This window comes from Micromonospora sp. NPDC047812 (genome assembly GCF_040704175.1).
In the GTDB taxonomy this organism is placed as follows: Bacteria; Actinomycetota; Actinomycetes; order Mycobacteriales; family Micromonosporaceae; genus Micromonospora.
The window spans coordinates 407,006-428,510 of the sequence record NZ_JBEYRY010000003.1; the positions used below are offsets into that span (position 1 = coordinate 407,006).

Genomic DNA, 21,505 nt, shown 5'->3' on the forward strand with positions numbered 1-21,505 from the left:
GATGACCGACAGCCCAGCCACGGTGCGCCCGGACCGGCGCGCCGAGATCGCGGCCGGCCTGGGCCGCGTACGGTCCCGGATCGCGGACGCCTGTGCCGCCGCGGGACGGGACGACTCCGAGGTCACCATGATCGCGGTGACCAAGACCTACCCGGCCGGGGACGTGGTGGCCCTGGCCGGGCTCGGCGTCGTCGACATGGGGGAGAACCGCGACCAGGAGGCGTCCGCCAAGTCGGCCGAGGTGGCCGCGGCGGGGGTGACTGCGCGGTGGCACTTCATCGGGCAGTTGCAGCGCAACAAGGCCCGGTCGGTGGTCCGCTACGCCGACGTCGTGCACTCGGTCGACAGCGTCCGGCTGGCGCGGGCGCTGGACGCGGCGTCGGCGGCGGCGCGGGACCGGCCGCTGGACGTGCTGGTCCAGGTGAGCATCGACGGTGACGCGGCCCGGGGCGGGGCGCTGCCGGACTCGGCCGACCCGGGCGCCGGGCTCGGCGCGGTGGCCGAGGCGGTGGCCGGCGCGGAGGCGCTGCGGCTGGCCGGCCTGATGGCGGTGGCGCCGCTGGGCTGGGAGCCGGAGCGGGCGTTCGCCCGGCTGGCCGAGGTGGCCGCCGGGTTCCGGACGGTCCACCCGGGAGCCGCCGCGCTCTCCGCCGGGATGAGCGGCGACCTGGAAATCGCGATCCGGTACGGCGCGACACATGTCCGCGTCGGCAGCGCGTTGCTCGGAATGCGTCCCACGCTGCGGTAGCCTGACCGCGGGAAGCAAATTACATCTGTGTTGTTTGAGGGAACGGCGTCCCGTTGTCGGGGGTCGTGGCACGCGACGCGAATCGCGTGCCAGGGGATTGCCGATCCGCTCTGGTGGGCAGAAGTGGTCCACTCGCGACAAGCGACACGGTACGGGGGCGCGTGCCGCACGGCGGACGGGAAGGGCGCGGGATGGGTGCACTGCGCAAGGCGGGGGTCTGGCTCGGTCTGGTCGAAGAGGACGACGAGCGGGCCTACGACGACGGTGGCTACGACAAGGGTGGCTACCGCGATTCGCGTTACCGGCAGAGCCGGTACTCGGAGGAGTTCGCGGACGATGACGAGGACGACTCCGAGGAGCCGCCGGCGCCCCGGTCCCGGCTGAGCGACCGTGGCCGGCTCTCCGAGCGCGCCGCCGCTCGGGCCGCCGACGCCGAGCGGGGCGACAGCGACCGGGCGGAGCGGGCCGAGCGGTCCAGCGTCCGCTCCATCACCCGGCCGTCGGCCGGTGACACCTCGGGCGCGCTGACCTACCACACCCGCGACAACCTGGCCCTGGCGCCGCAGGCACAGCCCCGGGAGCGCGCGGTGGTCGCCGAGGAGGAGCAGCGCTACCAGATCACCACGCTGCACCCCACCACGTACCGCGAGGCGCGCACCATCGGTGAGCACTTCCGTGACAACGTTCCGGTGATCATCAACCTCACCGAGATGGACGAGGCCGACGCGCGCCGACTTGTGGACTTCGCCGCCGGCCTCGCGTTCGGGCTGCGGGGTACGATCGAGCGCGTGACCAATCGGGTGTTCCTGCTCTCACCGGCCAATGTCCAGGTCACCGCGGAGGACAAGGCCAAGATCGCCGAGGGCGGCTTCTTCAGCCTGAGCTAGCCCCGCCCGACCCGAGGGACGTCGCCTGCCGTGTTGTCGATCGTGCTGCAAGTGCTGTATCTGGTGCTCTACTTCTTCCTGCTCGTCCTGCTGGCCCGGTTCGTCCTGAGCGCCGTCCTGCAGTACGGCCGGCGCTGGCAGCCGGGCCGTGGGGCATCGGTGGGGCTGGAAATCGTGTGGAGCGTCACTGATCCCCCTCTCAACGCGTTGAGGCGTGTGATCCCTCCGTTGCGAATTGGTACCGTGAGCATCGACCTGGCCTCACTTGTGCTCCTGGTTATCCTGTTCGTGCTGATGGAGTTCGTGTTGAGGCGGTCGATCATCGGCACCGTCTGATGACCGACGCGCTTTCGCGGCCGCAACTGACCCGAGGAGTTTCGATGCCGCTGACCCCGGCCGACGTCCACAACGTCGCCTTCAAAAAGCCGCCGATCGGCAAGCGGGGCTACGACGAGGAGGAGGTCGACGCTTTCCTGGACGAGGTCGAGCGCGAGCTTGCCCGTCTCATCGAGGAGAACAACGAGCTGCGCGCCCAGGTGGAGCGCGGCGGCCGTGGTGGCGCCCCCGCCGGCCCCGGTGGCGACGCCCGTCTCGCGGCGGAGCTCAACGACGTCAAGGCCCAGCTCGACCGGGTGCAGCGCGACAAGGCGGCGGCCGAGCAGGCCGCCCGCGCGATGCAGGCCGAGCTGGAGCAGGTCCGTTCCGCCGGTGGCCCGGCCGTCGGCGGCGCCGACGGTGAGCAGCAGGCGCTGCGGGTGCTGATGATGGCCCAGCGGACCGCCGACGACCACGTCTCCGACGCCCGCCGCGAGGCCGACCAGCTGCTCTCCGAGGCCCGTTCCAAGGCCGAGGAGGTCACCCGCGAGGCCCGCGCCAAGGCCGACGCCCTGGAGCGCGACGCCCGCCAGCGGCACCAGGAGGCCATGGGCGGCCTGGACGCCAAGCGCACGGCCCTGCAGAAGCACATCGAGGAGCTCAAGCAGTTCGAGCGCGAGTACCGCACCCGGCTCAAGGCCTACCTGGAGAGCCAGCTGCGTGACCTCGACGGCCGCGGCCAGGGCCTGGAGGTCGAGATGACCCGTGGTGGCGAGGGCACCCGGGCCGCCGGCGGCGGCAACGGGCTGGCCACCGCCGGGCTCGCCGGCTCCTACGGCGGCGGCGGCCGTTCCGGCGCTCTCGAGACCGGTCGCTGAACCATCGGTCGGCGACCGTCGTCACGATGACGGTCGCCGACCTCGCCTCATCAGCACGACGCGGCGGGGGTGAGCCGTGATAGTCGCCAGTCTCCTGCTCATCCTCGTCGCGGTGGTGCTGCTGGTGCTCGGCCTGGCCGGTGGCTCCAGCGTTTTCCTGACCATCTCCATCGCGGCCAGCCTGCTGGCCGCCGTCGCGCTGGTCGCGGGCGCCCGCCAGGCGGCCGCGGGCCGGGCGGCGGCGGATCCGGGCCGGCCGGTGTGGCGGCCCCGTCGGGCGACCCGCCCGGCCGGGTCGGCCTTCGCCGGCGGGCCGCCGGTGGAGCCGGACATCCCCGTCCAGCACGTTCCTTCCACGGTCGACGCCGACGGCACCGGGTGGCGGCAACCGCCCGAGCCGCCGGTGACCGACGGCGCCGTCCCGGCCGCCGCGCCCGGGGCCGGCCCCGCCGTGCCGTACGACGACGAGCCGCCTGCGCAGGACGTCACGCCGGTCGAGGCCGCCCGGGTGGCCCGCCTCGCCGCCGAGGTGCGGGTGGTCGACGGGCGGCCCCGCTACCACCTGGCCGACTGCGCGTACCTGGTGGGGCGGGAGCACGAGCCGATTCCGGTCGCGGAGGCCGTCGACCTCGGCTTCACCCCGTGCGCCCGCTGCGCACCCGACACCGCCCTGCTCGCCGACGCCGGCCGGATCTGAGCGGCGGGACGCTTCCCGATGGATGCCACGCTGACCGTCGCGGTCCGGGTGAAGCCCGGCTCCGCCCGGGCCCGTGTCGGCGGGCGCTTCGACGGGCCGCACGGGCCGGCCCTGGTGATCGCGGTGCACGCCCCGGCCGTGGACGGGCGGGCCACCGAGGCGGCCCGGCGGGCGCTGGCCGGCGCGCTGGGCGTACGGCCGGCCGTGGTGTCATTGCGGGCCGGCGCGGCCAGCCGCGACAAGCTCTTCCTGGTCGAGGGGCCCGCCCCGGAGCTGACGGAGGCGTTGCGCCGGCTGCGTGACGGGGCCGCCGGGTGACCGACCCCGGGGCCGGGCGGCGGTGACGCCGGGGCTGGATCTCGCGCTCCTGCTCGGCGCGGGTGTCCTGCTGGTCGCGGTCGGCGCGGTCCGGCTCTCCACCCGGCTCGGCGTGCCGAGCCTCCTGGCCTACCTGGCGCTCGGGGTGGTGATCGGGGAGGCCGGGCTGGGCATCCGCTTCGACGACGTCGAGCTGACCCGGACCCTGGGCTTCTGCGCGCTCATCGTGATCATCGCCGAGGGCGGGCTGACCGCCCGGTGGAGCAACCTGCGTCCGGTGCTCGGGCTGGCCGCCCTGCTCTCCACGGTCGGCGTGGTGGTCAGCATCCTGGTCGTCGGCCTCGTCGTGCACCTGCTGCTGGGACTGGACTGGCGGCTGGCCCTGCTCTACGGCGCGGTGCTCTCCTCCACGGACGCGGCGGCGGTCTTCGCCACGCTGCGCCGGCTGCGCCTGCCGCCCCGCCTGGTGGCCACCCTGGAGGCGGAGTCGGGGATGAACGACGCCCCGGTCGTGCTGCTGGTGGTGCTGCTGTCCCGGGAGGGGGTCACCCACCCGTGGTGGTACGAGATCTCGCTGGTCAGCTACGAGCTGGGCTCCGGTGCGGCGGTCGGCTTCGCGGCTGGCGTCGGCGGGCGGTGGGCGCTGCGCCGGGCGGCGCTGCCGTCGGCGGGGCTCTACCCGATCGCGGCGGTCGGGCTGACCGTGTTCGCCTACGCCGCCGGCGCGGTGCTGCACGCCTCGGGCTTCCTCGCCGTCTACGTGGCGGGGGTGATCCTCGGCAACGCCCGGCTGCCGCACCGGCAGGCGATCCTCGGCTTCGCCGACGGCCTCGCGTGGCTGGCCCAGATCGGGCTCTTCGTGCTGCTCGGGCTGCTCGTCTCGCCGGGCCGGCTGGGCTCGGCGGTGCTGCCGGCCGTGGTCGCCGGGCTGGCGCTCGTGCTGCTGGCCCGGCCGCTGTCGGTGGCGGCGTCCGCACTGCCGTTCCGGTTCGACCTGCGCGAGCAGGCGTTCCTGTCCTGGGCGGGGCTGCGCGGGGCGGTGCCGATCGTGCTCGCCACCATCCCGCTGTCGGAGCGGGTGCCGGGCGCCGACCGGCTCTTCGACTCGGTCTTCGTACTGGTGGTGATCTTCACGCTGTTGCAGACCGGGACGCTGGGGCCGGTGGCCCGCCGGCTGCGGGTGACCGCGCCGGCCGAGGCGACCGAGATCCGGGTGGAGACGGCGCCGCTGGAGCGGATGGGCGCGGACCTGCTCCAGCTGGAGGTGCCGCCGGGTTCCCGGCTGGCCGGGGTGCACGTCGACGAGTTGCGGCTGCCGCTGGGCGCCTCGGTGACGTTGGTGCTGCGCGACGGGGCGGGCGTCGTGCCCGGGCCGGACTTCCGGCTCAAGACCGGCGACAGCATGTTGATCGTGGCGACGGCCGGGGTACGCGACGAGACGGAGCGGCGGCTGCGGGCGGTCAGCCGGCGGGGTCGGCTGGCCCGCTGGTTTGGCGAGTACGGCCGGGGTCCCGACGCGTGATCTGCTAGCGTTCCTTTTGCCCCAGTTAGGGATGACTAGGGGCCGAACGTCGGTGCGTCGGAGCGGCACGTTGTCGTGCGCCTGTACGTTCCGTATTCTTGCGAATCTCCGGAGTGCGCGGCCCCGTCGCCGCGCGCCCCTTTTGTACCTGGGGGCGCCGATGCCGGCGGCCCCAGTCCAGGTGCCGCGGAACGCCGCGGTTCCGCGGCCGAGGGAGCGACGATGGCGAAGCCAGCCGACACCAGGACCGCCGGCCGGAAGCCGGTGGCGAAGGCCACCCGCAGCGCTGCGGAGACCGAGAAGATCCGGGCGGCCCTGGCGGCGCGGCGTGACGAGTTGCGCGCCGAGTACGATCGGACGCTGAGCGAGATCACCGAGCTGCAGCGCGACCGGCTGACCGACTCGGCCGGGGACGACCAGGCCGACACCGGGACCAAGACGTTCGAGCGTGAGCAGGAGATCTCACTCGCCAACAGCATCCTGGAACGGATCACGCAGGTCGAGCGGGCGCTGGAGCGGCTCGACGAGGGTGGCTACGGCTGGTGCGAGCGGTGCGGCAACCCCATTCCGGTGGAGCGGCTCGCCGCCTTCCCGTCGGCCACCCTCTGCGTGACGTGCAAGCAGCTGGAGGAGCGGCGCTGAGGCCCGCTCCCCGGCGGCCATGGGAGGCGGCGCGCGAGCGCCGCCGCGAGCGTCGATGGGGAGCAGATGTCCGAAGCACCGCCCGCCGGTCCCGGCAGCGCTGAGCCGGGTGCCGACAGCGCCGAGCCGAGGGCCGGCACGCCCCACCGCCGGGCCGCCGGCATCCTGTTCGGCATCGCGCTCACCGTGCTCGCCGCCGACGCGGCGACCAAGCACCTCGCCCTGGGCGCCCTGGAGGACCGCGAGCCGGTCAGGCTGCTCGGCGGCGCGGTCTACCTGAGCCTCACCCGCAACAGCGGCGCGGCGTGGAGCATCGGCGCCGACCACACCTGGGTCTTCCCGCTGATCACCCTCGGGGTGGTCGGTTGGATCGTCTGGATGGCGCTGCGCCTGCGCTCGCTGCCCTGGGCGATCTCGCTGGGCCTGGTGCTGGGCGGGGCGCTGGGCAACTTCACCGACCGGGTCTTCCGCGCCCCGGGCTGGTTCGTGGGGCACGTGGTGGACATGGTCAGCGTCTTCGCACCGTACGGCCGGGTGTTCCCGGTGTTCAACCTGGCCGACAGCGCCCTGGTCTGCGGCGTGCTGCTCGCCCTCCTGCTGGAGCTGACCGGCCGGCAGCGCGACGGCAGCCGGATCGGCCACGGCGAGCCCACCGACGAGGCGGCGGCCCAGGCCGACGCCGGGCAGCGGGAGCGGGCATGACCGCCGCCTTCGCCGCCGGCGGCGACCACCGCTCCCTGCCCGTCCCCGACGGCCTCGACGGCTCGCGGCTCGACCAGGCCGTGTCGCGGCTGTTCGGGCTGTCCCGCACCGCCGCCGCGGCCCTGGTCGACGCCGGCGACGCGCTGGTCGACGGGGTCGCCCGGCCGAACTCCCACCGGGTGAAGGCCGGCTCCTGGCTGGAGGTGACCCTGCCCGCGCCGGTCGCCCCGCCCACCGTGGTGCCGCAGGCGGTGCCCGGGCTGCGGGTGGTCTACGCCGACGACGACATCGTGGTGGTGGACAAGCCGGTGGGCGTCGCGGCCCACCCGAGCCCCGGCTGGACCGGCCCGACGGTGATCGGCGCGCTGGCCGCCATCGGGCACCGCATCTCGACCAGCGGCGCCGCCGAGCGGCAGGGCGTGGTGCACCGGCTCGACGTGGGCACCACGGGCATCATGGTGGTGGCCAAGAGCGAGCAGGCGTACACCGCGTTGAAGCGGGCGTTCAAGTACCGCGAGGTGGAGAAGCGCTACCACGCGGTCGTGCAGGGGCACCTCGACCCGCTGCGCGGCACCGTCGACGCCCCGATCGACCGGCACCCCACCCACGACTACCGCTGGGCGGTGGTCTCCGGCGGCAAGCCGAGCATCACCCACTACGACACGGTGGAGGCGTTCCCGGCGGCGAGCCTGGTCGACGTCCGGCTGGAGACCGGGCGCACCCACCAGATCCGGGTGCACTTCTCCACGCTGCGGCACCCGTGCGTGGGCGACCTCACGTACGGCGCCGACCCGACCCTGTCCGCCCGGCTCGGCCTGAGCAGACAGTGGCTGCACGCCCGGTCGCTGAGCTTCCTGCACCCCCGCACGGGGGACGAGGTGCGCTTCGTCAGCGACTACCCTGACGACCTGGACCGCGCGCTCGAGATCCTCCGCGACTGAGCGTCGTCCCGCCCGTGACGATCCGACGAGGGGATCCCGCCAATGCGCCCCGGTGCCCCGGAACCGACGGTGGGCGAAACGTCGGAACCCGCACCGGGCGTGACGGAACCCTCACCGGGGCCGCCCGGACCGACCTGCGGCGGGTCGCCGCCGGCGGCCCCGTCGACCTCCTCCGACACCGGCGTCGGCGGCGTACCGGGGCCCGTGCCGTGACGGGAGGAAGAACCGAAGGTGCGTAGACGGGTGTGGTCCGAATAGGGTTTCGTTCGTAGCCTGTCAGACGGGCATCGATGGCGCTGGGAGGGCGAGCCGTGGAGGGCAGCGAGACCGGCTGGGGGCGGCCGGCCGAACCAGCACCGCGGTGGCGGGCGCTGCTCGACCGGGCCCGGCACGGCAGCCGCACGGCTGAGCAGGCCGAGGCCGACCGGCACGCCGATCCGCCGCCCCTCCCGCCGGAGCCGCTGCCCCGCCGCTCGTCGGGCAACGGCTATGCCGCGCGGGTGCCGGCCATCGGCCGGGCCCCCGAGCCGTACGCGCCGGAGCCCGGCCCACCGCCGTACGGCGCGGAGTACGGTCGCCCGGTCGACGCGGGCTACCGGGCCGAGGCCACCTACCGGGTGGAGCCGGCCTACCGGGCGGACCCGCTCGACCCCGCCTACCGGGTGGAGCCGGAATACCCGATCGAGCCGTCCTACCGGTCTGATCCGGTCGAGCCGTCGTACCGGTCTGATCCGGTCGAGCCGTCGTACCGGTCTGATCCGGTCGAGCCGTCGTACCGGTCTGATCCGGTCGGACCGACCTATCGTTCGGATCCGGTCGAGCCGTCCTACCGGGCGGAGCCGGAGTATCCGGTCGAGCCGGCGTACCGCGTGCCGGCCCAGCCCTCGCCGCCGCGCATCGAGACCGAGCCGCGCCGGGGCCCGGGGCCGACCGAGTCGCGCTACGCGGTGCTGGACAACGGCTACCGGCACGAGCCGCCTCCGGTCGAGTCCCGGTACGCGGTGCTCGACAACGGCTACCGCTCCCAGCGCGCCCACCAGGCACCGGCCCCGCCTCCGCCGGCCCCGCCCGCCGCGCCGCCGCCGGTGGTGCCGCCGCCCGCCGCGCCGGTGGCCGCCGATCGGGGCTACCCGGCGCGCGTCGAGTGGCGCCCACGCGGCACGGAGATCGAGCTGGAGCGGGCCGCCGGGGTGCTCCGCCGCGACCTGGGCACCCCTCGGGTGCTCGCGTTCGCCAACCCGAAGGGCGGCGTGCACAAGACCACCGCCACGGTGCTGGCGGCGGCGACCGTCGGCAGCGTACGCGGACGGGGCGTGCTGGCCTGGGACGACAACGAGCTGCGCGGCACGCTCGGGCTGCGCGCCGGCAGCGCCCGGCACGCCCGGACCATCCGGCACCTGGTCAGCGATCTCGCGCACGTCGAGATCAAGGAGGGCCCCGAGCTGCTGGAGCACCTGGACGACTACCTGCGGCACGCCTCCGACGGCTCGTACGACGTGCTGGCCGGCGAGGAGAGCCCGCGCTTCGCCCAGCGGCTCGACCAGTTCACCGTCCGGCGGGTGCTGGAGCTGCTGCGGCGCACCCACGACGTGGTCTGCGTGGACACGGGCAACAACGTGGAGAGCGCCAACTGGCGGACCATCATGCAGGCGGCGGACCAGCTCGTGGTGACCACCGTGCCCCGGGAGGACGCCGCGTTCAGCGCCGACTGGATGCTGGACCTGCTGCACGAGGTCGGGATGGGGGAGCTGGCCGACAACGCGGTCACCCTGATCTCCTGCCCCACCCCGGGCCGCTCGCCGTTGCAGGACGACCTGGAGCGGCACTTCGCCACCCGCACCCGGGCCGTCGCCGTGGTGCCGTACGACCCGGCGCTGGAGACCGGCTCCTCGATCGAGTACCACCAGCTCCAGCAGGAGACCCGGCAGGCGTGGCTGAAGGCCGCCTCGGTGATGCTGGAGCCGTTCGCCCGGTGAGCGGGTGTGCCGCCACCGACCGCCCACGCCGCCCGAGGGCCTGAGAGGATCACCGGGTGAGCGCGGACACCCCCGAACCCGACCGGCCCGGTGGCCGGCCCGACGAGCCGGGGGCACCGGCCGCCTGGGCGGCACCCGACCCGCCGTCGCGCGTCGGCCCCGCCGACCCGTACGCCGCCGGGGAGCCCGCCCCGCCGCACGACGCCACGACCGGCCTCCCGCCGCGCGCCACGACCGGCGTCTCGCCGCACGCCACGGCTGGCCTCCCGCCGCGCGCCACGACCGGCGTCCCGCCGTACGCCACGACCGGAGTTCCGCCGCACGGCGGGACGGTGGAGTACGTCCCCGGCGGGACCGGCCTGGAGTACGCCGCCGGCTACCCGCTCGCGCCACCGGCGGAGCCGGACCTGCCGCGCGGGCGGGCGGTGCGGCTCGCCCTGCTGGCGGTGCTCGCGTCGAGCGTGCTCGGGGTGCCGCTCGGGCTGCTCTGGGCCGCGCTCGCGCCCGACACGCCGGTGCTCAAGGTCGCCGACGGGGCGATCTACGCCGAGCCGCAGCCGGAGCAGCCGATCGCCGCCGACGGCTGGTTCAGCCTGCTGGGGCTGGGCTTCGGGGTGCTCGCCGCGCTCGCGCTGTGGTTCCTGCTGCGCCGGGTACGGGGACCGGTCGGGCTGCTCGCCGCCGTGCTCGGCGCCCTCGGCGCGGCGCTGGTCGCCTGGCAGGTCGGCCGGCGGACCGGGCTGGCCGACTACGAGCGGCTGCTGCAGGGTGCGCCCGTCGGGCAGGCCTTCGAGAAGCCGGCCGACCTGCGGGCCGGCGGGATCGAGTGGGTGCTCGGCGTGCTGCCGGTGCCGCACGGCAACCTGCTGCTGCCCGCGTTCGGCGCGGCCGTGACGTACACCCTGCTGGCCGGCTGGTCCCGCTGGCCGTCGCTGCGCCCGGAGCGCGAGCCCGGCGTGCCCGGGCTCAGTTGGGAGTCGGCGGGGACGCCAGCTCCGTCAGCGGCACCGGAACCGCCCGCACCTGGCGCAGCAGCGCCGCCTCACGGTTGAGCAGGCGCAGCTCGGCGCGCAGCCGGGCGGCGGTGTCGTCGATGGCGAGCAGCCGCTGCCGGTCGGCCACGGTCAGCACGGCCGTCGCGGCCACCAGGTGCGACAGCACCGTCGGGTCCTCCGGCAGCTGCTCGGACAGCTCCTCGGGATCGGCGCGGACAAGGCCCAGGTACTGCCGGAAGACCGAGATCACCCGGGCGGCGAGCAGGTCGGCGACCTCGTCGGGCCCGCCCGGCTCGGGCAGCCACTCCACGTCGGCGGTGAGGTAGGGCTCGGTGTCCCGGTCGACCTCGGCGACGCGGAACCTGCGCTTGCCCACCGTGACGATGTCGAAGCCACCGTCGGGGCGCTCGGTGACCTGCCGCAGCTCGGCGGTGCAGCCCACCTCGTGCAGGGTGACGTCGCCGCCACCGGGCAGCGGCTGGCCGTCCGGCCCGGTGGGGGCGACCTCCCAGCCGGCCCGGATGGCCACCACGCCGAACTCGCGCGGGGCGTCCTCGGGCAGCGCGACCAGGTGCCGGACCAGGGCGCGGTAGCGCTCCTCGAATATGTGCAGCGGCAGCACCAGACCGGGGAAGAGGACCATTCCGAGCGGAAACACCGGCAGCCGCGCAGTCACGCGTCGAGCGTAGCCCGATCCCGGCGCGGCGGCGTGGCCCGGCTCACCGTCCCGGCGTACGGGCGGCGCCGGTCGCCGTCCGGACGGGCCGCCTAGACTCGCAAGGGTGTTGAACCGGATCGACCTGCGCGGCGGCGTCCGCGACCCGCGCCGCCTGCTGCCCCGTGCCCAACTCGACGTCTCCGTGGCCGTCGAGCGGATCCGCCCCCTCGTGGAGGCGGTCCGGGAGCATGGCTACCCGGCGATCCGGGAGGCCAGCGAGCGCTTCGACGGGGTCTCGCCCGAGGTGCTGCGGGTGCCCGCCGAGGCCCTCGCCGAGGCGGAGGGCGCCCTCGACCCCGAGGTGCGCGCCGCGCTGCTGGAGTCGATCGCCCGGGCCCGCAGGGTGCACGCCGATCAGCGCCGCACCGACCACACCACCCAGGTGGTGCCGGGCGGCACGGTGACCGAGCGCTGGGTGCCGGTCGACCGGGTCGGCCTCTACGTCCCCGGCGGCCTGGCGATGTACCCGTCGACCGTGGTGATGAACGTGGTGCCGGCCCAGGCGGCCGGGGTGCGTGCGCTGGTGGTGGCGAGCCCGCCGCAGAAGGACAACGGCGGCCTGCCCGACGCCCGGGTGCTCGCCGCCTGCGCCCTGCTCGGCGTCGACGAGGTCTACGCCGTCGGCGGCGCCCAGGCCGTGGCGATGCTGGCGTACGGCGCGGCGGTCGACGCCGAGGGCGTCGCGTACTGCGACCCGGTCGACATGATCACCGGCCCGGGCAACATCTGGGTCACCGCGGCCAAGCGGCTGCTGCGCGGCGTCGTCGGCATCGACGCCGAGGCCGGGCCGACCGAGATCGCCATCCTGGCCGACGACACCGCCGACCCGGCGCACGTCGCGGCCGACCTGGTCAGCCAGGCCGAGCACGACCCCCTCGCGGCCAGCGTGCTGGTGACCCCCTCGGTCGAGCTGGTCGAGGCCGTGGAGCGGGAACTGGCCCGGCAGGTGCCGGCCACCAAGCACGCCGAGCGGGTCACCACCGCGCTGACCGGCGAGCAGAGCGGTGTCGTGCTGGTCGACGATCTCGACGCCGGGCTGCGGGTGGTCGACGCGTACGCGGCCGAGCACCTGGAGATCCAGACCCGGGACGCCCGCGAGTGGGCGCTGCGGGTGCGCAACGCCGGGGCGATCTTCGTCGGCGCCTGGTCGCCGGTGTCGCTCGGCGACTACTGCGCCGGCTCCAACCACGTGCTGCCCACCGGCGGCTGCGCCCGGCACTCCTCCGGGCTGTCGGTGCAGTCCTTCCTGCGCGGCATCCACCTGGTCGACTACTCCGAGCAGGCGCTGCGCGAGGTGGCCCCGCACGTGGTCACCCTGGCCACCGTCGAGGACCTGCCCGCGCACGGCCGGGCGGTCCAGGTGCGCTTCCCGGGGGAGCTGGGATGAGCGGGCACAGATTCCGACGGCCCGGGGTCGTCACCGGGCGGAGCGGGGTGGCGGCATGAGCGGGCTCGACGACCTGCCGATCCGCGACGACCTGCGCGGGCTGTCGCCGTACGGGGCGCCGCAGCTCGACGTGCCCGTGCGGCTGAACACCAACGAGAACTCCTACCCGGTGCCCGAGCCGGTGGTGGACGCGATCGGCAAGGCCCTCGCGGCGGAGCTGCGCGACCTCAACCGCTACCCGGACCGCGACGCCGTGGCGCTGCGCGCCGACCTGGCCGGCTACCTGGGCCACGGGCTCACCGTCGAGCAGGTGTGGGCCGCCAACGGCTCCAACGAGGTCCAGCAGCAGCTGCTCCAGGCGTTCGGCGGGCCGGGCCGCAGCGCCCTCGGCTTCACCCCCGCGTACTCGATGCACCCGCTGCTGGCGCTGGGCACCGGCACCCGGTGGGTGCCGGCCCGCCGCGGCGTCGACTTCGGGCTGACCGCCGACGAGGCGGTCGCCCAGGTCCGCGAGCAAGCCCCGGACGTGGTCTTCCTCTGCTCGCCGAACAACCCCACCGGCACGGCCCTCGACCCGGCGGTGGTCGCCGCGGTGCTGGACGCCGCGCCCGGCATGGTGGTCGTCGACGAGGCGTACGCCGAGTTCGCCCGCCCCGGCACGGTCAGCGCCCTGGCGGTGCTGCCCGGGCACCCGCGGCTGGTGGTGACCCGGACGATGAGCAAGGCGTTCGGGTTCGCCGGTGGCCGGCTGGGCTACCTGGCGGCCGACCCGGCGGTGGTGGCGGCGGTGCAGCTGGTCCGGCTGCCGTACCACCTCTCGGCGCTCACCCAGGCCGCGGCCCGGGCGGCGCTGGCGCACCGCGACGCCCTCCTCGACACGGTGTCCGCGATCTGCGAGCAGCGGGACCGGATCGTGGCGCGGCTGCGCGAGCGGGGGCTGCGGGTGGCCGACAGCGACGCCAACTTCGTGCTGTTCGAGGTCGGGGGCGACCAGGCCGCCGCGTGGCGCACCCTGCTCGACGCCGGTGTGCTGGTACGCGACGTCGGCCTGCCGGGCTGGCTGCGGGTCACCGCCGGCACCCCCGCCGAGACCGACGCGTTCCTGACCGCCATGGAGCAGCTCCGACGGGAGCACGAGTGACCCCGCGAGCCCCGCAGTCGCGACCGAAAGGCAGGCAATGAGCCGGACCGCCCGCGTGGAGCGGATCACCAAGGAGACGAAGGTGCTCGTCGAGATCGACCTCGACGGCACCGGCCGGGCCGAGATCGGCACCGGGGTCGGCTTCTACGACCACATGCTGCACCAGATCGCGCGGCACGGCGGCTTCGATCTCACCGTGCGCACCGTGGGCGACCTGGAGATCGACGCCCACCACACGATGGAGGACACCGCGCTCGCCCTGGGCGCCGCGTTCGACCAGGCGCTGGGGGACAAGGCCGGCATCCGGCGGTACGGCTCGGCCACCGTCCCGATGGACGAGGTACTCGTCCGGGCCGCGGTCGACCTCTCCGGCCGCCCGTACGTGGTGCACGACGAGCCGGTGCTGGCGCCGTACATCGGGCCGGTCTACCCGACCAGCATGACCCGGCACATCTGGGAGTCCTTCGGCCAGGCGGCCCGGATCACCCTGCACGTGGACGTGCTGCGGGCGGCCCGCCCCGGCGGTCACCCGGACGCCCACCACGTGGTGGAGGCCCAGTTCAAGGCGGTCTCCCGCGCGCTGCGCGAGGCCACGGCGATCGACCCGCGCGCGGCGGGCGCCATCCCGAGCACGAAGGGAGCCCTGTGAGCGTGAGCGCGAGGAACGCAGCGCAGCGGAGTCCCGCAGTCGCGATCGGAGGGCGGCTCTGATGGGTGGGGTGCTGCCGTCGTTGCTGCTGATCCTGGCCGGTGTGCTGGTCGGCGGGGCGTGGTCGCTGCACCGGCAGGGTGCCCCGCGCGGCGCGGTGGTCGTCACCGCGCTGCTCGCCGTCCTGGCCACGGCCGGCGGCGTGCTCTGGCTGCTGCCGGGGGAGGGCGCATGAGCGGGCAAAGTGGGCGACGACGTCGCGGTGCCGCCGACCGGAGGGTGGTGACGGCGTGAGCCGTGTGGTGGTGCTCGACTACGGGTCGGGCAACCTGCGCTCGGCCGAGCGGGCCCTGGCCCGCGCCGGCGCGGACGTGACGGTGACCGACGACCTGACCGCCGCCGCCGAGGCGGACGGCCTGGTGGTGCCGGGGGTGGGCGCGTACGCCGCCTGCATGGCCGGGATCGAGGACCTCGGCGCCGGCCCGGTGATCGCCGAACGCGTCGCCGCCGGCCGTCCCGTGCTCGGCATCTGCGTGGGCATGCAGGTGCTCTTCGAGCACGGCGACGAGCACGGGGTGGTGACCAAGGGGCTCGGGCTGCTTCCCGGCGGGGTGACCAGGCTGGCCGCCCCCCGGCTGCCGCACATGGGCTGGAACACCGTCGCGGCGCCGGCGGGGTCGGTGCTCTTCGCCGGCCTGCCCGCCGACAGCCGCTTCTACTTCGTGCACTCGTACGCGGTCGGGGACCCGGCCGCGCTGGTGGAAGCCGGAGCCACGGTCGTCACCGCCCACCACGGGACGGACTTCGTGGCGGCCGTGGAGCGGGGTCCGCTCTGCGCCGCCCAGTTCCACCCCGAGAAGTCCGCCGACACCGGTGCCGCGCTGCTGCGCAACTGGCTCGCCACGCTTCCCACCGGTGACTGAGCGCCTGCCCGGTGCGGCGGGCCCGCTCCGGACCGCCCCCACCCGCCCCCGGTCGCCCGGACGGCCGCGCCGCCGGCGGGGCACGACGTGAGCAAGGAGCGGGCCCGGCGCCGGGCGGCCCGGGAGGCCGAGGCCGCCCGGGCGAGGGTCGTCCGCGAGCGGCGGGCGGCCCGGCGGTCGCGGCGGCGGGCGCTGGTCCGCCGGATGACGCCGTCGCTGCGCCGGGGGCGGACGGGCCGGCTGCCCCGGCACAGCCGCGGCGAGCGGGCCGCCATCGTGCTGCTGACCCTGGTGGCGATGGTCCTGATCTGGTCGTTCGTCGACGATCTGGCGCTGCGGATCGCGCTGGTCGTGCTGTTGCTGCTCGTACTGCCGGCGATCGTGGTGATCGCCCTGGACCGTCGCACCTGACTTCGAGGAGAAATACCGTGAGCCTCACCCTGTTGCCCGCCGTGGACGTCGCCGACGGCCAGGCCGTCCGCCTCGTGCAGGGCGCCGCCGGCAGCGAGACGACGTACGGCGACCCGTTGGAGGCCGCGCTCGCCTGGCAGCGGGACGGCGCCGAGTGGATCCACCTGGTCGACCTCGACGCCGCGTTCGGCCGCGGCTCCAACGCGCACCTGCTGGCCGAGGTGGTGCGGCAGCTCGACGTGAAGGTGGAGCTGTCCGGCGGCATCCGCGACGACGAGTCGTTGCACGCCGCGCTCGGCACCGGCGCCGCCCGGGTGAACATCGGCACCGCCGCCCTGGAGGATCCCCTCTGGTGCGACCGGGTGTGCGGGGAGTACGGCGACCGGGTGGCGATCGGGCTGGACGTGCGGGGCCGTACCCTCTCCGCCCGGGGCTGGACGCGCGACGGCGGCGACCTCTTCGAGGTGCTGGAGCGGCTGGACAAGGCGGGCGCGGCGCGCTACGTCGTCACCGACATCACCAAGGACGGCACCATGCGCGGGCCGAACCTGGACCTGCTGCGCGAGGTCTGCGCCCGCACCGACGCCCCGGTGATCGCCTCCGGCGGCGTCTCCACCCTGGACGACCTGCGGGCGCTGGCCACCCTGGAGCCGATCGGCGTGGAGGGCGTGATCGCCGGCAAGGCCCTGTACGCGGGCGCCTTCACGGTGGCGCAGGCGCTGGAAACCCTGGCGGCGGCGTGACCGTCACGCGGCTCGGCTCGGGCGGCCCGTGGGAGCCGGTGTACGGCTACTGCCGGGTCGTCCGGGCCGGCGACCTGGCCTGGACGGCCGGGTGCACCTCGACGGTGGACGGCATGGTCACCCACGTCGGGGACGCGGCGGCGCAGACCGCGCAGGCCCTGCGGATCGGGCTGGACGCGCTCGCCGAGGTGGGCGCGGAGCCCGGGGACGTGGTGCGGACCCGGATGTACGTGACGGACCGCACGTACGCCGACGAGGTGGGCCGGGCGCACAACGTGGTCTTCGGCGCGGTCCGGCCGGCGGCCACCATGGTGGTGGTGGCCGGTCTGCTCGACCCGGACCATCTGGTCGAGGTGGAGTTGGAGGCGTACCTCGGCGACCGCTGAGCCCGACGGACGGTCCGGGCCGCGCGGTCCCGCGCGCGGACCTGCCCCGGGGCGCGCGAGGCGGCCGGAGTGCCGGACGTGCGCGCGCACCGATGGCGCCACAACTTTGCCCACGAGTGGAAGCGCGCCGGGGGAGACAACGGCGATCTCGTGCTGCTGCGCGGCTGGGCCTCCGATGACATGCCCCGGCACTGTGGTGCCCGCGCCGCCGCAGAGCGGGGCGCAGGAGACGTAGGCGCGGCTGGGATCCGGCGAGCGAGCCTGCGGTAGGTCCAGCAGGGCCGCGAGGGTGAGACGGTCTTGTCCACGTAGTCACGCCCCACAGGAAGCGGCAGGTGGCGGGCCGGGAACGGCGTGACCATGGCGGCGGTCGCCAGCTCGACCGGAATCCCGGTCATCCCCTCGGCGCCGCCATCAGCCCCCGGCTGCGTGCTGGCCCGGGCGAGGTCCGCCGGCGTCCTGGAGGTGGTGCTCGACCTCGTGGACGAAGTTGGCGCACAGCTCGCCGATGGTCATGCGCGTGCCGTCGCTTCGGCGGCCGGTCCTGGACATCTGCTCAACGACTACCGCTTCGAGCGTGCTCGCCGCGGCGGCGACCCATCGCCTCAGGTCGGCAGCCGCCTCTGCGGCCCGAACTGCCCAGTACGCGTGGCGTACCGCCGCCTCGTCCTGGTCCCAGTTCTCGAACTGCGGATCCTCGAACGAGACCATCACGGCCAGTCGTGCCGGCAACAGCCGGCAGAGGTCGCGGACGTGGCAGGCGTACTCCGTCGGTGACCAGGTCCCCGGTGCCGGCCGTTGGCAGGCCGCAGGGCCGGCGAGCACTGTTTCCCAGCCGAGCATCGCGGTGCGGAGGCGTCGCGCTGCTTCGTCAGGAGCGATGCTGCCTGCCTGGAAGCCGCACTCCGGGCAGCCGGAGGTAACCACGATGGACCAGTTCCGGGACTCGCGCGGGGTCGGCTCCGGCGCGTTCCGGGGCCCGGAATCGCTGCTGTCGAACATGACTCCTCCTATCGCTGCGGGCGGTCGTCGTCCCATGTCGCCGCGCTGATGCGCCAGCCGGCCCCGGTACGCACGAACTGGATCGACTTCATCCCGCCACCGCTGTGGGGGGCACCGTTCATGCGGCCCGCCTTGGCGTACCTCCCGAACCACTGGGCGATGTCGCCGAACAGGTCCAGCCGGCCCGACCGGGCTTCTTCCTGGAAGTCGGTGAGCGTGCCGTCGACGAGCATGGCTCGCCGTGGCTCGATGAAGGCGTCGACGTCGTACACTGCGGGATCCATCCCGCACGTTCGGACGATGATGGCTCCGGGCAGCATCGCGTCGCGCAGTGCCGCCATTCGTTCGTCGACTCCGGATCCGGAGGTGAAGGCGTCGAAGTAGCAGCGGATGAGGGAGCGGATCTCCTCCTCGTCGCTGCGGGGCGTCGCCGGCGTGCGCCAGGCGTCCTCGGTCAACGCGAAGAGAAGCCGGGTGGCCCAGCCGCCCTTGAACCAGATGTCGTCGACCAGCCGCGCTTCCTGGGTGAATCCGAGGCGTCGCAGGAGCCGGGCCGAGGGACCGTTGTCCTCGACGCACACCGCGGTGATGCGGTGGAGGCCCAGGTCCTCGATGCCGAGGCGCAGCATCTCGGCGGCGGCTTCGGCGGCGTACCCCCTGCCCTGATGGGCCCGCCCGAAGGCGAAGCCGAGCTCCCCCTGCCTGTGCTCGGCGCTGGCCCACTTCAGGAGGACCTCTCCGATCACGGTCTTCGTCTCGCGCAACTCGACGGCGAGCACCAGCCATCGACCCGGTTCGGTGAGGGTCGCCTGGTCCAGCTTCGCGGTGAGCGCGGCGTTCGTCGCCTCCCGGTCGCGGACGGGCCACGGAAGGAATCGTACGACCTCGGGATCGCTGTGGAACTCGAGCAGGTCGTCGAGGTCGTCAGCGCGGTGCGGCCGTAGCGCCAGCCGTGGCGTCAGGATCGGGTAGTCGGGCCGAAGGGTCTGGTGCGTCATGGGACTCCTCTGGTCGTGCTGGTCAAGGCCGGATCGCGACCTTGACTGCCTGGCGTGTGTCCATGGCTTGGTAGGCGGTGGCGACGGCATCGAGGGGGACCTCGGCCGAGAAGACGGGTGACGGGTCCAGCCGCTCGGCGAGGACGTCGGCAAGGAGGAGCTCCATGTGACGGCGGGCGGGGGCGACCCCCGCCCTCAGGGTGATGTTGTGGCGGAACAGCCGGTAGAGGTCGACCCGGTCCACGCCGTTGGGCACGCCGACGGAGCCGATCGTGCCGCCGGGCCGGACGAGGTCGATCGCGAGGTCGAGGGCGGACTGGGTTCCCGCGCATTCTGCGACACCCGGCACGCCACCCTCGGTCGCCTCCTGGATGAGGCCGACGGTCGCGGGATCGCCCGCAGGAAGGACATCAGTCGCCCCCATACGTGTGGCGAGAGCGCCCCGGTCGGGGTGACGGCCGACGAGGATGATCCGTGCTGCTCCCGCGCGGCGCGCGGCGAGCGTCGCGCAGAGCCCGACGGCACCGTCGCCCAGGACGACGGCGGTCGCGCCCGGCCGGACTCCGGCCAGCGCGACGGCGTGGGTGCCGGTCGCCATCACGTCGGTCAGCGGCAGTAGTCGGCGCAGCAGCTCCGCGTCGGCGTCCGCAGGGACCGGGACGAGCGTCGCGTCGGCGAACGGCACGCGGACCGCCTCAGCCTGACCACCGCCGTTGCCGCCTCCCCAGAAGCCGCCGGCCGGGCAGGAGGTGAACCAGCCGTCGCGGCATGCGGGGCAGGTTCCGTCGGCGAAGGCGAACGGGGCCAGGACGAGATCGCCCGGCCGGACACGAGCGACATCCGCGCCGACCTCCTCGACGATCCCGACCCACTCGTGCCCCATGCGATCACCGGGAGTGAACGACTCCTGGCCCCGATAGGGCCAGAGATCGGAACCGCACACGGCCGCGAGGGACACTCTCACCACCGCGTCACCACGCTGCTCGATCATCGGGTCGGGGACGTCGATGACGTCCACCCAACCAGTCCCGTGCAGCACCGTCGCCTTCATGGTGGATGACAGTAGGCTGCGGCAGGTCCTTCGCCCATGCCCTTTCGACGGGATCTGCGGGCGGCGGCCGTCGATAAGGAGTTGATTCCTCATGACAACCGTCAGATCGTCATCGTGGGATGCCGCTGATCTCGCGATCATCCGCGAGCTTTCCCGTGACGGCCGGATCAGCGTCGCCGAGCTGGGCCGCCGGGTGTCGCTGAGCCGCCCGGCGGTCGCCGAGCGGATGCGGCGCCTCGAGGACTCCGGCGTCATCAAGGGCTACGGGGCCGACCTCGACCTCGCCCGGCTCGGGCTGGGCCTGCGCGCCCATGTGTCCCTGCGCCCCCGGCACCGTTCCGTCCGCAACTCCCAGGGCGTGCGTGAGCAGTTGCTCACCATGGGGCACGTGCTCTCCTGCGTCCATGTCACCGGGCACAACTGCTACGAGTTGACCGTCGCCGTGCGGGACGCGAAGCACCTGGAGCAGGTCATCGAGCGCCTCGCGCAGCTGGGCGACACCACCACCGGCATCGTGCTCTCCGAACCCGTACACCCACGTGACGTCGACATCGCCGCATGGATCGCGCAGGACGGGGCTGAGTGACGCGCTGCTGTGGTCGAGTGCGTTGAGCGAGCGCCGTGCCTCCACGCCTCCGGCGCCGTCCTTCACCGATGGCGTCGACGGGAGCCGACAGACGGAGGGCATCCAGCGGCCGGGTCGTCGTAGCCGGATCGCTGGACGCCCTCCGCCTTCTCCTGCCCTGGTCGGTGGCCGCACGAGCCGGTCCAGTCTGGCAGGCGCCGGTACGCCGGCTAGCCCACTGGGGGCCAAGGGGGCGTCGGTTCGCATCCGGCCGTCCCGACAGGGAGACCACCGCGGTCAGGTGCGCCGTCTGTAGCGCTCCTTGACCGGTGGTCAAGTTTCAGGGTGGCCACCCGGGTCATCTGCCGAATTGCTCGTTCTCTGGATCAAGGCGGTCCGCAAGCGGATCGCGCCGTGGCCTGATCGGTTGCGCACAATCTAATTGCACGCTACCGTTTCCGGGTGACCGACCATCTGGTGCTGCGCCGGCAGGTGTGCTTCGCGCTCTACGCCGCGTCGCGCGCCCTCACCGACGTCTACCGGCCCGTCCTCGACGAGTTCGGCCTGACCTACCCGCAGTACCTGGTGCTGCTGGTGCTCTGGGAGCGCGACGACGCCCCCACGGTCTCCGAGCTGGGCGCCGCCCTGCGGCTGGACTCCGGCACGCTCTCCCCGCTGCTCAAGCGGCTGGAGGGGGCGGGGCTGGTCGTCCGGACGCGCTCGGCGCGCGACGAGCGGCGGGTGGAGGTGGGCCTGACCGGCGACGGGCGGGCCCTGCGGCAGCGGATGGAGGAGGTGCCGCTGCGGGTCGCCCACGCCACGGGCCTCACCGAGGCGGAGCTGGTCGAGCTGCGCGACACCCTCACCCGGGTCACCGAGACGATCCACCGACAGAAGGAGCAGTGACCAC

26 protein-coding genes are annotated in these 21,505 nt (G+C 74.3%); 22 read left to right on the plus strand and 4 right to left on the minus strand.

All coding sequences use genetic code 11. From position 1 onward, the window contains the following. The first annotated feature begins 1 nt into the window (after window position 1). The 12 genes from AB0883_RS16880 to AB0883_RS16935 all read left to right on the plus strand — a co-directional run bounded on the left by AB0883_RS16880 (window position 2) and on the right by AB0883_RS16935 (window position 10,678). Entirely contained in the window at window positions 2-748 is a 747-nt protein-coding gene (locus tag AB0883_RS16880; protein WP_366642062.1) for a YggS family pyridoxal phosphate-dependent enzyme, read from the plus strand. Between the two features lie 191 nt (window positions 749-939). Next, window positions 940-1,635, plus strand: a complete 696-nt coding sequence (sepF, locus tag AB0883_RS16885; protein ID WP_366642063.1) for a cell division protein SepF — start codon at window positions 940-942, stop codon at window positions 1,633-1,635. Window positions 1,636-1,665: 30 nt separating this feature from the next. Beyond that, on the plus strand, window positions 1,666-1,971 hold the full coding sequence (locus AB0883_RS16890) for a YggT family protein (protein WP_088999245.1): 306 nt from the start codon (window positions 1,666-1,668) through the stop codon (window positions 1,969-1,971). A 44-nt stretch (window positions 1,972-2,015) separates the two neighbouring features. Continuing rightward, complete coding sequence (locus AB0883_RS16895; RefSeq protein WP_311411629.1) at window positions 2,016-2,828, plus strand: DivIVA domain-containing protein; 813 nt, start codon at window positions 2,016-2,018, stop codon at window positions 2,826-2,828. Window positions 2,829-2,904: 76 nt separating this feature from the next. Continuing rightward, a complete protein-coding gene (locus tag AB0883_RS16900; RefSeq protein ID WP_366642064.1) occupies window positions 2,905-3,525 on the plus strand; it encodes a hypothetical protein in 621 nt (206 codons plus the stop codon). Window positions 3,526-3,543: 18 nt separating this feature from the next. Next, complete coding sequence (locus AB0883_RS16905) at window positions 3,544-3,843, plus strand: DUF167 domain-containing protein (protein WP_151455895.1); 300 nt, start codon at window positions 3,544-3,546, stop codon at window positions 3,841-3,843. A 22-nt stretch (window positions 3,844-3,865) separates the two neighbouring features. Then, the gene (locus tag AB0883_RS16910) at window positions 3,866-5,365 is read left to right on the plus strand and encodes a potassium/proton antiporter (RefSeq protein WP_366642065.1); all 1,500 of its coding nucleotides are present in this window, start codon (window positions 3,866-3,868) and stop codon (window positions 5,363-5,365) included. Between the two features lie 222 nt (window positions 5,366-5,587). Then, window positions 5,588-6,007 carry a TraR/DksA C4-type zinc finger protein gene (locus AB0883_RS16915; protein WP_121400566.1) on the plus strand — a complete coding sequence of 140 codons (420 nt, stop codon included), beginning with the start codon at window positions 5,588-5,590 and terminating at the stop codon, window positions 6,005-6,007. Between the two features lie 66 nt (window positions 6,008-6,073). Further along, complete coding sequence (gene lspA / locus AB0883_RS16920; protein WP_366642066.1) at window positions 6,074-6,709, plus strand: signal peptidase II; 636 nt, start codon at window positions 6,074-6,076, stop codon at window positions 6,707-6,709. After that, window positions 6,706-7,650, plus strand: coding sequence for an RluA family pseudouridine synthase (locus tag AB0883_RS16925; protein ID WP_366642067.1), 945 nt, complete (start codon window positions 6,706-6,708; stop codon window positions 7,648-7,650). Before lspA ends, AB0883_RS16925 begins: the two co-directional genes overlap by 4 nt. Window positions 7,651-7,940: 290 nt before the next feature. Further along, entirely contained in the window at window positions 7,941-9,626 is a 1,686-nt protein-coding gene (locus tag AB0883_RS16930; RefSeq protein ID WP_366642068.1) for an AAA family ATPase, read from the plus strand. 359 nt (window positions 9,627-9,985) lie between these two features. Beyond that, entirely contained in the window at window positions 9,986-10,678 is a 693-nt protein-coding gene (locus tag AB0883_RS16935; protein ID WP_366642250.1) for a DUF2567 domain-containing protein, read from the plus strand. Here the strand turns inward: AB0883_RS16935 and AB0883_RS16940 are convergent. Next, window positions 10,593-11,297 (minus strand): LON peptidase substrate-binding domain-containing protein, encoded by a 705-nt coding sequence (locus AB0883_RS16940; RefSeq protein ID WP_366642069.1) that lies wholly within the window; start codon window positions 11,295-11,297, stop codon window positions 10,593-10,595. The genes AB0883_RS16935 and AB0883_RS16940 overlap by 86 nt on opposite strands. 106 nt (window positions 11,298-11,403) lie before the next feature. On the opposite strand from AB0883_RS16940, the gene hisD reads away from it, so the two are divergent. The 8 genes from hisD to AB0883_RS16980 all read left to right on the plus strand — a co-directional run bounded on the left by hisD (window position 11,404) and on the right by AB0883_RS16980 (window position 16,979). After that, window positions 11,404-12,726 carry a histidinol dehydrogenase gene (gene hisD / locus AB0883_RS16945; RefSeq protein WP_366642070.1) on the plus strand — a complete coding sequence of 441 codons (1,323 nt, stop codon included), beginning with the start codon at window positions 11,404-11,406 and terminating at the stop codon, window positions 12,724-12,726. Window positions 12,727-12,781: 55 nt separating this feature from the next. Then, window positions 12,782-13,867: a histidinol-phosphate transaminase gene (locus AB0883_RS16950; RefSeq protein WP_366642071.1), complete on the plus strand. Its 1,086-nt coding sequence runs from the start codon at window positions 12,782-12,784 to the stop codon at window positions 13,865-13,867. Between the two features lie 37 nt (window positions 13,868-13,904). After that, a complete protein-coding gene (gene hisB / locus AB0883_RS16955; RefSeq protein WP_091104907.1) occupies window positions 13,905-14,516 on the plus strand; it encodes an imidazoleglycerol-phosphate dehydratase HisB in 612 nt (203 codons plus the stop codon). Window positions 14,517-14,577: 61 nt separating this feature from the next. Continuing rightward, window positions 14,578-14,751 carry a hypothetical protein gene (locus AB0883_RS16960; protein WP_366642072.1) on the plus strand — a complete coding sequence of 58 codons (174 nt, stop codon included), beginning with the start codon at window positions 14,578-14,580 and terminating at the stop codon, window positions 14,749-14,751. A gap of 55 nt (window positions 14,752-14,806) precedes the next feature. Then, on the plus strand, window positions 14,807-15,439 hold the full coding sequence (hisH, locus tag AB0883_RS16965) for an imidazole glycerol phosphate synthase subunit HisH (protein ID WP_366642073.1): 633 nt from the start codon (window positions 14,807-14,809) through the stop codon (window positions 15,437-15,439). 87 nt (window positions 15,440-15,526) lie between these two features. Further along, on the plus strand, window positions 15,527-15,850 hold the full coding sequence (locus AB0883_RS16970) for a hypothetical protein (RefSeq protein WP_358091241.1): 324 nt from the start codon (window positions 15,527-15,529) through the stop codon (window positions 15,848-15,850). A gap of 17 nt (window positions 15,851-15,867) precedes the next feature. Beyond that, complete coding sequence (priA, locus tag AB0883_RS16975; RefSeq protein ID WP_121400575.1) at window positions 15,868-16,593, plus strand: bifunctional 1-(5-phosphoribosyl)-5-((5-phosphoribosylamino)methylideneamino)imidazole-4-carboxamide isomerase/phosphoribosylanthranilate isomerase PriA; 726 nt, start codon at window positions 15,868-15,870, stop codon at window positions 16,591-16,593. Next, complete coding sequence (locus AB0883_RS16980) at window positions 16,590-16,979, plus strand: RidA family protein (RefSeq protein WP_366642074.1); 390 nt, start codon at window positions 16,590-16,592, stop codon at window positions 16,977-16,979. The genes priA and AB0883_RS16980 overlap by 4 nt, the downstream gene beginning before the upstream one ends. Before the next feature lie 414 nt (window positions 16,980-17,393). On the opposite strand, the gene AB0883_RS16985 is transcribed toward AB0883_RS16980, so the two are convergent. From AB0883_RS16985 to AB0883_RS16995, 3 genes are read right to left on the minus strand one after another with little or no spacing between them, the layout of a single operon-like run. Next, complete coding sequence (locus AB0883_RS16985) at window positions 17,394-17,981, minus strand: DinB family protein (RefSeq protein ID WP_366642075.1); 588 nt, start codon at window positions 17,979-17,981, stop codon at window positions 17,394-17,396. Window positions 17,982-17,989: 8 nt separating this feature from the next. Further along, window positions 17,990-18,979 carry a GNAT family N-acetyltransferase gene (locus AB0883_RS16990; RefSeq protein WP_366642076.1) on the minus strand — a complete coding sequence of 330 codons (990 nt, stop codon included), beginning with the start codon at window positions 18,977-18,979 and terminating at the stop codon, window positions 17,990-17,992. A gap of 22 nt (window positions 18,980-19,001) precedes the next feature. After that, window positions 19,002-20,030 (minus strand): alcohol dehydrogenase catalytic domain-containing protein, encoded by a 1,029-nt coding sequence (locus AB0883_RS16995; protein WP_366642077.1) that lies wholly within the window; start codon window positions 20,028-20,030, stop codon window positions 19,002-19,004. 91 nt (window positions 20,031-20,121) lie between these two features. Here AB0883_RS16995 and AB0883_RS17000 point away from each other — a divergent pair, with 91 nt between their 5' ends. Further along, window positions 20,122-20,616 carry an Lrp/AsnC family transcriptional regulator gene (locus AB0883_RS17000; protein WP_366642078.1) on the plus strand — a complete coding sequence of 165 codons (495 nt, stop codon included), beginning with the start codon at window positions 20,122-20,124 and terminating at the stop codon, window positions 20,614-20,616. Between the two features lie 441 nt (window positions 20,617-21,057). Further along, window positions 21,058-21,501, plus strand: coding sequence for a MarR family transcriptional regulator (locus tag AB0883_RS17005; protein ID WP_366642079.1), 444 nt, complete (start codon window positions 21,058-21,060; stop codon window positions 21,499-21,501). Window positions 21,502-21,505: the final 4 nt, after the last annotated feature.

What these genes read in the sequence shown, in the direction of transcription:
- sepF (WP_366642063.1), top strand. Translation starts at nt 940, where the DNA reads ATGGGTGCACTGCGCAAGGCGGGGGTCTGGCTCGGTCTGGTCGAAGAG.
- AB0883_RS17000 (WP_366642078.1), top strand. Translation starts at nt 20,122, where the DNA reads ATGACAACCGTCAGATCGTCATCGTGGGATGCCGCTGATCTCGCGATC.
- hisB (WP_091104907.1), top strand. Translation starts at nt 13,905, where the DNA reads ATGAGCCGGACCGCCCGCGTGGAGCGGATCACCAAGGAGACGAAGGTG.
- AB0883_RS16895 (WP_311411629.1), top strand. Translation starts at nt 2,016, where the DNA reads ATGCCGCTGACCCCGGCCGACGTCCACAACGTCGCCTTCAAAAAGCCG.
- AB0883_RS16990 (WP_366642076.1), bottom strand. Translation starts at nt 18,979, where the DNA reads ATGACGCACCAGACCCTTCGGCCCGACTACCCGATCCTGACGCCACGG.
- AB0883_RS16950 (WP_366642071.1), top strand. Translation starts at nt 12,782, where the DNA reads ATGAGCGGGCTCGACGACCTGCCGATCCGCGACGACCTGCGCGGGCTG.
- AB0883_RS16925 (WP_366642067.1), top strand. Translation starts at nt 6,706, where the DNA reads ATGACCGCCGCCTTCGCCGCCGGCGGCGACCACCGCTCCCTGCCCGTC.
- AB0883_RS16995 (WP_366642077.1), bottom strand. Translation starts at nt 20,030, where the DNA reads ATGAAGGCGACGGTGCTGCACGGGACTGGTTGGGTGGACGTCATCGAC.
- AB0883_RS16960 (WP_366642072.1), top strand. Translation starts at nt 14,578, where the DNA reads ATGGGTGGGGTGCTGCCGTCGTTGCTGCTGATCCTGGCCGGTGTGCTG.
- AB0883_RS16930 (WP_366642068.1), top strand. Translation starts at nt 7,941, where the DNA reads ATGGCGCTGGGAGGGCGAGCCGTGGAGGGCAGCGAGACCGGCTGGGGG.
- AB0883_RS16880 (WP_366642062.1), top strand. Translation starts at nt 2, where the DNA reads ATGACCGACAGCCCAGCCACGGTGCGCCCGGACCGGCGCGCCGAGATC.
- AB0883_RS16985 (WP_366642075.1), bottom strand. Translation starts at nt 17,981, where the DNA reads ATGTTCGACAGCAGCGATTCCGGGCCCCGGAACGCGCCGGAGCCGACC.
- AB0883_RS16915 (WP_121400566.1), top strand. Translation starts at nt 5,588, where the DNA reads ATGGCGAAGCCAGCCGACACCAGGACCGCCGGCCGGAAGCCGGTGGCG.
- AB0883_RS16905 (WP_151455895.1), top strand. Translation starts at nt 3,544, where the DNA reads ATGGATGCCACGCTGACCGTCGCGGTCCGGGTGAAGCCCGGCTCCGCC.
- lspA (WP_366642066.1), top strand. Translation starts at nt 6,074, where the DNA reads ATGTCCGAAGCACCGCCCGCCGGTCCCGGCAGCGCTGAGCCGGGTGCC.